Consider the following 7,391-nt stretch of genomic DNA (forward strand, 5'->3'; position numbering starts at 1 on the left):
ACATCAAAAACAAGCAGCATAATCAATCAAACAACCGAACCAGAGCCTCCAATGTTCAAGCCGCTCTGATGTCCCATTTTATATGACGACAGACATGCAACAAACGTGGTCTGACCCCGGACACCCTTTATATCGCTCCACTTTGGACGAGATTAGAGCTGACTGGTGCAGCGCACCACGTGGAACGCTTGCATTTTTCGCTAGCGAAGCCTATCTTATAGCGATGAACAGCAAGCACCGGAAAACCCTTGCCGCCGTCTTCACCGATCCGGTGTCTGGCACCATCGAATGGGCGGCAGTCGAAAACCTGCTGCTGGCCGCAGGGGCACGACTGATCGAAGGGCGCGGATCACGGGTGCGGTTCGAGAAGGATGGCGAGGTAGGGGCGTTTCACCGTCCGCACCCTGCCAAGGAAGCGAAACGATACCAGGTGCGCGATGCCCGCGACTTTCTGGAACGGATCGGGGTAAGACCATGAGCAACACAATGACCTACAAGGGCTATGCTGCCCGGATTGAATATGACGACGAAGACGGGATTTTTACGGGCCGGATTGCCGGTATTCGCGACGGGGTAGGTTTTCATTCCGATACCGTGGAAGGGTTGCGCGAAGCCTTCCACGAGGCTGTCGAAGACTATATCGAAACCTGCGCCAAGATCGGCAAGGAGCCGCAGAAAGCCTATTCGGGACAGGTCATGTTCCGGGTCAGCCCCGATGTTCATCGCAAGGCTGCTTTGGCTGCCGAGCTGTCGGGCAAGAGCCTGAACCAATGGGCCGAAGAAGTGCTCAATCGGGCCGCCGGGTAAGCCGCCGTAACTTCACACGGTTTCGATTTTAACCCCTTGCAAAACAGGGGAAAGGAGACAGTTTAGGGTACGAAGGTAATGTTCCTATTTCTTGCCATCTTCACACCCATCAAAACCCCCTTTTTAACATCGGCCCGAAGCGGTCGATGAAGGACCAGTTCACCGCGTGTTCGAACCTGTCGTGCTCGTCACAGAGGCGTTCACATTCCACACAACCAGAACATCGCCCTCACGCAATGCCTTGAGGCAGGCGTCCAGACCGGAGCGGTCATCTTTCTTTCCGGATGCCAGATCCGAGTAAATCTGGTTCTCTTCGACACCTGATGCGATCAGGGCATCCCGTTGCAAGTCGAGGGATTGGCTGCCGTCGACTTTTGAGAACGCGTGCATAGCCGATCAGCATGTTTCACAAACGTTCTTTTGAGATGCTTTGGAAACAGATCTGCTTTTATGACCTCTACCGCTATTTGGGCATTTTTTCGTCGTTAAACGACGCTCGCTGTTCGATTGAGCGCCCTGTAAACGGTTGGCCTTGAGACGGCGAATAGCTCGGCGAGGTCGCTGATTGAATAGTCGCCGGTGTCGTGCATGCGGCGCAGTTCCTTGTGTTGTTTGTCGGACAGCTTCGGTTTCTTACCCTTAAGCTTTCCCTTGGCGCGGGCGATGGCCATGCCTTCGCGGGTACGCATGCGGATCAGGTCGACCTCGAACTCGGCGAAGGTGGCAAGGATGTTAAAGAACATCTTTCCCATCGGATCAGTCGGGTCATGGATACTAGCTCCGATGGCGAGTTTGACGCCAGTCTTTTCAAGCTGATCCGCAATCGCACGGGCGTCAGGGACGGAACGCGCCAGTCGATCAAGTTTTGGCACCACGAACGTATCCCCTTCGCGCACCGCTGCCAGAGCTTGGGCCAGACCGGAGCGCTCCCGGTTTTTGCCAGTTAGGCCGTGATCGGTGTAAATGCGATCTTCCGGCACATTAAGATCGAGAAGCGCCGCACGCTGTGCGGCGAGGTCTTGTTTGTCGGTCGAGCAGCGTGCGTAACCGATGCGGGTTTCAGTCATGTGTACGTCCTTGGGCCAGAAATGGCCGAAGATTGTCTGGCCATGCAATGAGTGTAACGCAAAGGGCCCCTTCAATGATATAATAATCGTACCAATCAAATGAGACTCTCTTTTCCCAATAGATGCTGATGAGAGGCCGGCGGCGAGAAGCCGTCCGGTGATCGATCCCCTTTCGGACAGATCAGTGAAGCACAGTGGAGGAAGCAATACGCCGGTTCGCCGTTCTGCGGCCTCATCTGGAAGAAGACGCATCTCTTGTTGTCGTCGCCCGCGCGGCCGATATTCCGATCCGGACGGCACAACGGTGGCTGGTGCGCTACGGACTGGAAGGTCTGGGTGGGCTGGAGAGCAAAACACGATCGGACCGAGACATACGCAAACTACCCGAAAATCTGGTTGCTCTGATCGAGGGCTGGCGCTTCACAAACCCCGACCATCCTCTGCCGCAATCTGTCGGCGTGTTGACGCCGTTGCCAAGAGTCGGGGGTGGCCTGTCCCATCCTATGGCACCGTTCATTCCATCGTGCAGGCGCTCGATCCTGCGATGGTCACGCTGGCACAAGATGGACCATGTGCCTCTCGAGACCGCTTCGCGTTTGAAATCTTCACTATGTTTAGGTGCCATATCCGGTTTCCTCTATGGCAAGCATTGCTCGCAAGAAACCGAAACGGAAGTGAATCAAGTCAACCTGACAGTTTTGGGTGAAGTGGAACGGGAGAACGTCCGCCTTCGCAAGGAAGTCTGCCTGCTGCGAGAGAAGAGGGTAGTGCTAAAAAAACCGGCCGGTTTGGAGCCGCCTGTGCGCGGTAGAAACAGCCTGTGCTATCAACTCCGCCGGAGGGCTGTCAATCGGCATCCAATGTTGGATCTGAAGCAGATTTGGTGCAGCCCAACCTGCTAAGCGCTATATATCGGCAGGTTCTTCAGGAGGTTGCCGATAGCGTCACAGTTTTCACGGCGGGATTTCCTGCCAGCAGGTCTCAAAGCCAACCAGGTTGAGCTTGTCGGGAACACGGTTCGGATCCACTCGCGTTCCGCCAAAGCCACGGCGGCCCTCGCTGAAGCCCGAAGACTGACCGACCGGTTTACCGACATGGTACGCAATGCTCGCGAAGGCGCGCTGGAAGGATGGCTGAAAGAAGCGGAGGACGGGCTGCTCGGTGCCTTCGCTCGTGGGCTCCGGTGCGATCAAGCCGCGGTCGCCGCAGCGCTGAGGGAGCGATGGTCGAATGGCCAGACCGAAGGGCAGATTAACCGCCTCAAGACGCTCAAACGCCAGATGTATGGAAGGGCGAACATCAACCTGCTCAAAGCGCGGCTCGTTCAAGCGACCTGATCTGAGAGGGGCCGAAGTTGCACCAAAACTGAGTCAGAGCCACTTTTGGACGCCGATCACCCCAATACAGAGGTCAATGTTGCATGCTGATCCACGGCTTGGCACACGGCAGCTCTCGGAACTTCTCGACAATGCAGAAGAGTATTATTCGCGCAAGGCGGAACTGGTCCAGCTGCGCTCCGAACTCGCGCGAAATCAGCTGGAATGCGCGGTGCGCAGCGGACGATTGCGGAACGCGCATCTATGGTTATCCTCTGAGGTTCGATCCGATCTAATTGCGCTTTATGTGAGCGCCTCCGCTGCGCGGCTCCCTACCCTGCCGCGCGACCCATGATCTCTTGACCCACTGGTTCAGACTCTTGCCGGAGAACTAGGCCGCGAGCGCGGCCTTGCGGTACACTTCAGGATCGACCCGGAACATCACCTGACCAGAATAAGCCTTCTGCGGCTCCTTGTCGATCTTCTCGCAGGTTTCAATGTAATCCTCGACCGCTTCGTGAAAGGCATCCGTCAGCCCTTTTACAGTGTCGGCATGGAAGCCGACACCATCGCGGATACCCTTCCTACAAAAAATGAACCCCTTGACGATGTCGTCGGTGTGAATCCTTCCGTTCTCGTGAGTTTTACGCACCTTCTGCGCTTGACCTCTTTACTTGTACTCAATCTTGTACAGATAGAGGGGCGAAGGAAATTCGACATGGATGTTATGACCTACTCAGACGCACGTGCTCAACTGAAGAGCCTCATGGATCGAGCTATTCATGACAAGCAGGAAGTTGTCGTGACGCGCAAGAAGGGCGAGTCCGTTGTCGTCGTATCCTTGGACACCTGGAACGCCGTCAATGAGACGTTGCACCTCTTGTCCACACCGAAAAACGCATCTCGCTTGCGCGCGTCGATCGCGCAACTCGATTCTGGAACTGGCGAAGAGCATGAGCTGACCGAGTGAGGCTGGTTTTTTCCGATCAGGCCTGGGAAGACTATCAGTACTGGGTCAGCGCCAACGACAAGGTACGTGATCGGATCAACGAGCTGATCAAGCAATGCACGCGAACCCCTTTCAAAGGAACCGGAAAGCCGGAACCTTTGAAAGGAGATCTCACCGGCTGGTGGTCACGGCGGATTTCTCGGGAAGATCGAATAGTCTACCGGGTCAGTGGTACTGGCGACAGCCAGAGCCTAAAGATTGCGCAACTGCGATTTCATTACTGAAAACCCGTAGGGTTGAACGACCACGATGTGACGAGGTCGAACTTATCGAATCATTTATAACTATAACTATAACTATAACTATAACTTTAAATCTATAGCTATAGTCAACTATAGTGTTGACGTTAGAGTTAAACAAAAGCATTCTCCCCCCATGTATGTAATCACCTTCGCAAACCCGAAAGGCGGTTCGGGGAAAACCACGTCCGCCATGCTATTGGCCGAACAGATCGCTATTTCTGGCGGTCGTGTTGCTATTCTTGATCTGGACCCAAACGCAAACATCCTTGCCTGGTCGCAGACCCGCGAAGCCGAAGGTAGGGACGTTCCTTTCACTGTTCATGCACGACCGCAGGTTGAAGAGACCGTCGAGCTCATCGACAGCCTATCCAACGAGGCCGACTATCTCATCATCGACCTTGAGGGATCGAAGGATCAGATCGTCACGTTTGCGCTTTCGCGGACAGATTTGTGTATCATCCCCCTCGATGGTGCCCCCATGGAAGCCCGACAGGCAGCGCAAGCGGTTCGCTTAGTGCAAACCACAGCAAACATGATCCGCGCGCAAATCCACTACGCTCTGTTGTTCACACGCACCAACGCCGCATTCCAGACCACGGATGAGCGTGACGTGCGGCAAGAAATGCAGCTCAACAACATTCCGACGCTGCCAGTTCGGATAGCCAAGCGCGCGCCTTACACACGCATCTTCCGGGACGGTGTGCTCTTGTCGGAACTGCCGGGCATCGTGACACACGAAATGCAGGGCAAAACCGCGTCTGTGACCGATAAGGCCATGAAACAGGTGGCCGGAGCCATCGAGAATGCCCGCGACTACGCACAAACAGTCATTGCAACTCTCACGAAGGAGCAGGCATGAGTGGGAAATACGGTTTCTCCGGCGGGATCGACCTGCCCAAGACGACGCCAGCGCCTAAGCCTCGGCCAAAGCTCGATGACAGCTCATTAAGCGAGGCTGTGAAGGCCGGGGCCGATCTTGGCTTCATCAGCAGGGAGCCCGCGACGCGCCTTAAACCTGGCCCCAAACGCAAAGAGGCCCAGGACAAAGTTTCGATACCTGGCCCGAAGCGCGTAGTAGATGATTTCCGGGCTTTTTGTTCAACGCGCGATCTTACCCTGTGGCAGGGTCTAGAGCTGTTGCTTAAAGAACAGAAGGGAAGAAGCGGCTAAGGGTTGCCGCGTTTCTCAAAGATTTTCCGGCAGAACCCTAGGAACGCCCTGTCTGGGTTGGCCGGTGCATCGAGGCCACCGTCTGCCATCCATTCGCGCCATTCTTGCTCTAACGTGTAGATATCCCATCCCGGCGCAACCTTGCGAGCCTCCTGATACACGTCAGGGCTCAAACGGATTGCCCCGGATGCTGCAGCAAGAGCCTGCGGATTTTCCGCGTGACGGTTTGCAAATACGACCATGTTTTCGTCTAATCGGACTGAATAATCCGGCATGTGATTGTACGCCTCATCTTGAGCAACGATGTTGCCAACCAGCCGCTTAAATTCGCGCGGGGTCGAGGCCGATCCACACTTGTCTTGCAAAGCAGACAGACTGATTTTCCAATCTTTCTTAGAGCCACAGTGTTTGCGGGCGATCTCATATATGCGTCGCTCTAAGGGCTTGCGCAGCCGGAAATAATTCCGGTGGAGGGTAAGCACTTCGTGTGCTTGGATCGCGTTGAACACCCAATCAGAGAGCTGCACCTCGATTTCCTGCATCCGACCATCACGGGTTTCACGTACGATACGAGCGCGGTCGATGATGCTGAAAATATCCAATTGCTCGACATCGCCGGTCACGATGTTCGTCTCAATCTGTGTTCCTTGAAGGCGGGCGAGGGCGCTCCGTAGACCAATATAACCGCGCCCATCAGATGGTCGGTTTGTTGCTTTCAAAAGGTCGAACGCTTTCAAGCGAACTATTTTCGAAACCTTCTGACCCTTGTTGATAGCTCCCATGATTTGACTGATGCAGTAGATAAGCACATCGCGATCGTGGATCGTTGCCAGACCATCGGACGAAGGTTTCACTTCGAGATAGTTTCGCCCCGTCCCATCCTCGTATCGCCGCACTCGGTGATCTGGTTTTGTCGAAAGCGAGAAAATCGGATGCGCCATCGAAGCCATGTCACCCTTGGGTGCGGCATCAAAAATATCGCATACAAAAAAGTCGCCTTGTTCCTGCCGATCTGGCAGCAAGGGAGAGCGGTCGCTGTCTTTCGTGATTTCACACACCATGGCCTATGGTTCGTGATTTCACACACGCGGTCAAGCTCTTTCGTGATTTCACACACAAACACAAATCTTTCGTGTCTTTACACACGTTCTTTCGTGTCTTTACACACGATTTATCGTGACTCTACACACAGACTACTTCTAAAAGCCTAATAAGCTCATAGGCCTACGAACACTTATCCACAGCGTAACACTCTATATAACACATATTTAACACTAGGAAGTTTCCCATCATTTCACCCAAAGGGTCCCACCCCCAACATATCGGGGAGGGACTGATGCTGTAACCGCCCCCCCGACGTCACTCTTGTGTCAAGGTGGGTCATGTTTGATCCAATTAGGAGGACGGTTATGTCAACGCTTGTTATTGTTGGTCTCGATCTCGCAAAGGATGTGTTCCAAGTTCACGGTGCCGATGCATCTGGCAAGGTATTGTTTCGAAAAAAGCTGCGACGCGGTCAGGTTTTGGAGTTCTTCAATGAGTTACCAGCTTGTGTGATTGCAATGGAGGCTTGTGGGGGTGCCCACTTTTGGGGCCGCGAAATCGGCAAGTTGGGGCACGAGGTGCGGCTGATCCCGCCCTCCTATGTTAAGCCGTTCGTGAAATAATGACCACCTCTCCATTACTTGACTTATCATCAGGTGGCCATAATGCGGAGGACTCTGTGCAAACCTGCTGTTTGTCAGCGTTTTTGCCCCATGTTCCTCCGCATTATTTCAGA

At 54.3% G+C, this 7,391-nt stretch carries 11 protein-coding genes and 2 pseudogenes; 9 read left to right on the top strand and 4 right to left on the bottom strand.

Going from position 1 to position 7,391, the window contains the following annotated elements; translation table 11 throughout:
• The first annotated feature begins 223 nt into the window (after positions 1-223).
• A complete protein-coding gene (locus B8991_RS20440; RefSeq protein WP_084355133.1) occupies positions 224-478 on the top strand; it encodes a type II toxin-antitoxin system HicA family toxin in 255 nt (84 codons plus the stop codon).
• On the top strand, positions 475-807 hold the full coding sequence (locus B8991_RS20445) for a type II toxin-antitoxin system HicB family antitoxin (protein WP_084355134.1): 333 nt from the start codon (positions 475-477) through the stop codon (positions 805-807). The genes B8991_RS20440 and B8991_RS20445 overlap by 4 nt, the downstream gene beginning before the upstream one ends.
• 159 nt (positions 808-966) lie before the next feature.
• Here the strand turns inward: B8991_RS20445 and B8991_RS20450 are convergent, their stop codons facing one another.
• Together B8991_RS20450 and B8991_RS20455 are read right to left on the bottom strand one after the other, a co-directional pair.
• Positions 967-1,197 carry a recombinase family protein gene (locus B8991_RS20450; protein ID WP_438942743.1) on the bottom strand — a complete coding sequence of 77 codons (231 nt, stop codon included), beginning with the start codon at positions 1,195-1,197 and terminating at the stop codon, positions 967-969.
• A 95-nt stretch (positions 1,198-1,292) separates the two neighbouring features.
• Positions 1,293-1,874, bottom strand: coding sequence for a recombinase family protein (locus B8991_RS20455; protein ID WP_084355141.1), 582 nt, complete (start codon positions 1,872-1,874; stop codon positions 1,293-1,295).
• A gap of 194 nt (positions 1,875-2,068) precedes the next feature.
• On the opposite strand from B8991_RS20455, the gene B8991_RS21320 reads away from it, so the two are divergent.
• Positions 2,069-2,776 (top strand): helix-turn-helix domain-containing protein, encoded by a 708-nt coding sequence (locus B8991_RS21320; RefSeq protein WP_143514696.1) that lies wholly within the window; start codon positions 2,069-2,071, stop codon positions 2,774-2,776.
• A gap of 141 nt (positions 2,777-2,917) precedes the next feature.
• Positions 2,918-3,211: pseudogene (locus B8991_RS20460) on the top strand (transposase); the annotation flags it as partial.
• A gap of 370 nt (positions 3,212-3,581) precedes the next feature.
• On the opposite strand, the gene B8991_RS20465 reads toward B8991_RS20460, so the two are convergent.
• The gene (locus B8991_RS20465) at positions 3,582-3,842 is read right to left on the bottom strand and encodes a type II toxin-antitoxin system HicB family antitoxin (protein WP_084355136.1); all 261 of its coding nucleotides are present in this window, start codon (positions 3,840-3,842) and stop codon (positions 3,582-3,584) included.
• A 66-nt stretch (positions 3,843-3,908) separates the two neighbouring features.
• Here B8991_RS20465 and B8991_RS20470 point away from each other — a divergent pair, with 66 nt between their 5' ends.
• The 4 genes from B8991_RS20470 to B8991_RS20485 all read left to right on the top strand — a co-directional run bounded on the left by B8991_RS20470 (position 3,909) and on the right by B8991_RS20485 (position 5,611).
• Positions 3,909-4,160, top strand: coding sequence for a type II toxin-antitoxin system Phd/YefM family antitoxin (locus B8991_RS20470; protein ID WP_179141569.1), 252 nt, complete (start codon positions 3,909-3,911; stop codon positions 4,158-4,160).
• Positions 4,157-4,423 carry a Txe/YoeB family addiction module toxin gene (locus B8991_RS20475; protein ID WP_084355137.1) on the top strand — a complete coding sequence of 89 codons (267 nt, stop codon included), beginning with the start codon at positions 4,157-4,159 and terminating at the stop codon, positions 4,421-4,423. Before B8991_RS20470 ends, B8991_RS20475 begins: the two co-directional genes overlap by 4 nt.
• Positions 4,424-4,574: 151 nt before the next feature.
• Positions 4,575-5,300, top strand: a complete 726-nt coding sequence (locus B8991_RS20480) for a ParA family protein (protein WP_084355138.1) — start codon at positions 4,575-4,577, stop codon at positions 5,298-5,300.
• On the top strand, positions 5,297-5,611 hold the full coding sequence (locus tag B8991_RS20485) for a hypothetical protein (RefSeq protein ID WP_084355139.1): 315 nt from the start codon (positions 5,297-5,299) through the stop codon (positions 5,609-5,611). The genes B8991_RS20480 and B8991_RS20485 overlap by 4 nt, the downstream gene beginning before the upstream one ends.
• On the opposite strand, the gene B8991_RS20490 is transcribed toward B8991_RS20485, so the two are convergent.
• Positions 5,608-6,672, bottom strand: a complete 1,065-nt coding sequence (locus B8991_RS20490; protein WP_084355140.1) for a replication initiator protein A — start codon at positions 6,670-6,672, stop codon at positions 5,608-5,610. The two genes, B8991_RS20485 and B8991_RS20490, sit on opposite strands and share 4 nt — an antisense overlap.
• Before the next feature lie 348 nt (positions 6,673-7,020).
• Between B8991_RS20490 and B8991_RS20495 the strand changes: the two are divergent.
• Positions 7,021-7,275: pseudogene (locus B8991_RS20495) on the top strand (IS110 family transposase); the annotation flags it as partial.
• Positions 7,276-7,391 lie beyond the last annotated feature (116 nt).

This window comes from Primorskyibacter flagellatus, from assembly GCF_900176485.1.
In the GTDB taxonomy this organism is placed as follows: domain Bacteria; phylum Pseudomonadota; class Alphaproteobacteria; order Rhodobacterales; family Rhodobacteraceae; genus Primorskyibacter; species Primorskyibacter flagellatus.